Below are 1,656 nucleotides of genomic sequence, written 5' to 3'. Positions count from 1 at the left end.
TTCGCTCGAACCAGCCTACCGGCGCTGGCTGGCGCATGCCGGGCACGGCCCGGCGGAGGCCGCCGCTGGCGCCGCCACCGTGGTCGGCGCGCTGTGCCGGACGCTGGAATCGGCGGCCGGACGCTGGGTGCTGGCGCAGGCCGACGCCGCGGCCGCCGAGCAGGCGTGGTCGAGCCGCGCGACGCCGGAGGAAGGAACGGTTGCGGTCCACCACGTAATCGACCGCATTTTCATCGCCGACGGCTGCCGCTGGATTGTCGATTACAAGACGGTGCATGTGCCCGAGGGCGCCGACGAGAGCGCCTTCCTGAACGCGCGGGCCGCCGACTACCGGCTGCAACTGGCGCGTTACGCCAGCCTCTTCGCCGGCGACCCGCTGCCCCTCCGGCTGGCGATCTTCTTCCCGCTGCAGGGCGTTCTGGTCGAACTGCCGTGACCTCGACGGGCGTTGGCGCCGGTCGACGACGCGACAAGGCATTCGGATATACTCGAAATCAATGTAAAAAGTTGTCAAGAACGAATGCCGCCTCGCCTGCGCCTCGCCGTCGCCTGTCTCGCCGCCGTCCTCTGTCTGGCGGGCGGGGCGACGCATGCGGCGCCGACCGTGCTCAAGGTCGCCATCCTGGAAAACTCGCCGCCGATGGCTTATCGCGATGCCGACGGCCGGCTGACCGGCTTCAGCGTCGAGATCGCCCGCGCGCTCTGCCAGGAAATGCAGGTCCATTGCGAATTCCAGGTGATCTTCCTCGAGCGCGTGATCGACGCGCTGGTCGGCGGCGAAGTCGACATCGCCGCCGTCAGCCTGCTCGACACGCCGGAACGGCGCGCCAGGATCATTTTTGCCAAGCCCTACTTCCGCTCGATCTCGCTGTGGTTCGCCCGCCCCGGCGTCATGCCCGGCGACCAGGGCGTGCGCGTCGCCACGGTCAAGGGGTCGGCGCAGGAACGCTACGTCCGCCAGCAGGGCTGGGACACGGTCGCCGTGGCGACCAATGGCGACCTCGGCAAGCCGCTGGTCGCCGGCGTCGCCCAGGCGGCCATCGTGCCCATGAACACCGCCCTGAATCTGGTCAAGGATCCGGAGTTCCGACGCCTCGGCTTCGATTCGACGGTGATGAAGGTGCCCGAACTGGTCGGCAACGCCTCCTTCGGCATCAGCCCGCACCGGCCGGAACTCAAGGAGTCGGTGGACAGCGCCCTCGAACGCATCCAGCGCAACGGCGTATACGAGCGGATCAACACGCAGTTCCTGCCCTTCCGCGTGCATTGATGGCGGCCCTGCGCACACTGTTCCTGATCGGCGGCCTGTGCGCGGGCCTCGCCGTCCAGGCCGCCGAACTCGCGGTGGCGGTCGGCGTCCTCGACCCGGCCCAGGTCGCCGGGCAGGACAAGGCCTTTCCGCGCGGCGCGCCGGGCGCCGAACTGGTTGCGGTCAACGACGATCTCGCCCGCGAAATCTGCCGCCGCATCAACGCCCGCTGCGCCCTGAACTACATCGCCTTCGCCGAAATCCTGCCGGGCGTCGAGGCGCGCCGCTTCGACCTCGGCTTCGGCAACTTCCTGCGCTCGCCGGAACGCGAAAGGCGCGTCGCCTTCAGCGACACGACCTGGCGCTCGTCATCGCGCCTGGTCGGCTCCCCGGCTGCCGCCAGAGCC

Annotated in this window: 3 protein-coding genes; all 3 read left to right on the top strand. The window is 69.4% G+C overall.

The window, feature by feature from the left end; all coding sequences use genetic code 11:
• A partial coding sequence (locus ACE3PU_RS06910) for a PD-(D/E)XK nuclease family protein (RefSeq protein WP_374388043.1) occupies positions 1–436 on the top strand: 436 nt, incomplete at its 5' end.
• 12 nt (positions 437–448) lie between these two features.
• On the top strand, positions 449–1,270 hold the full coding sequence (locus ACE3PU_RS06905; protein ID WP_374388041.1) for a transporter substrate-binding domain-containing protein: 822 nt from the start codon (positions 449–451) through the stop codon (positions 1,268–1,270).
• Positions 1,270–1,656, top strand: a 387-nt coding sequence (locus ACE3PU_RS06900) for a substrate-binding periplasmic protein (protein WP_374388039.1), incomplete at its 3' end; no start/stop codon positions are given. The genes ACE3PU_RS06905 and ACE3PU_RS06900, both read left to right, overlap by 1 nt.

It is taken from the genome of Brevundimonas sp. (genome assembly GCF_041911375.1).
Lineage (GTDB): Bacteria > Pseudomonadota > Alphaproteobacteria > Caulobacterales > Caulobacteraceae > Brevundimonas.
The sequence above is the reverse complement of the archived record's forward strand: the minus strand, read 5'-3'. Positions and strand labels throughout refer to the sequence as shown.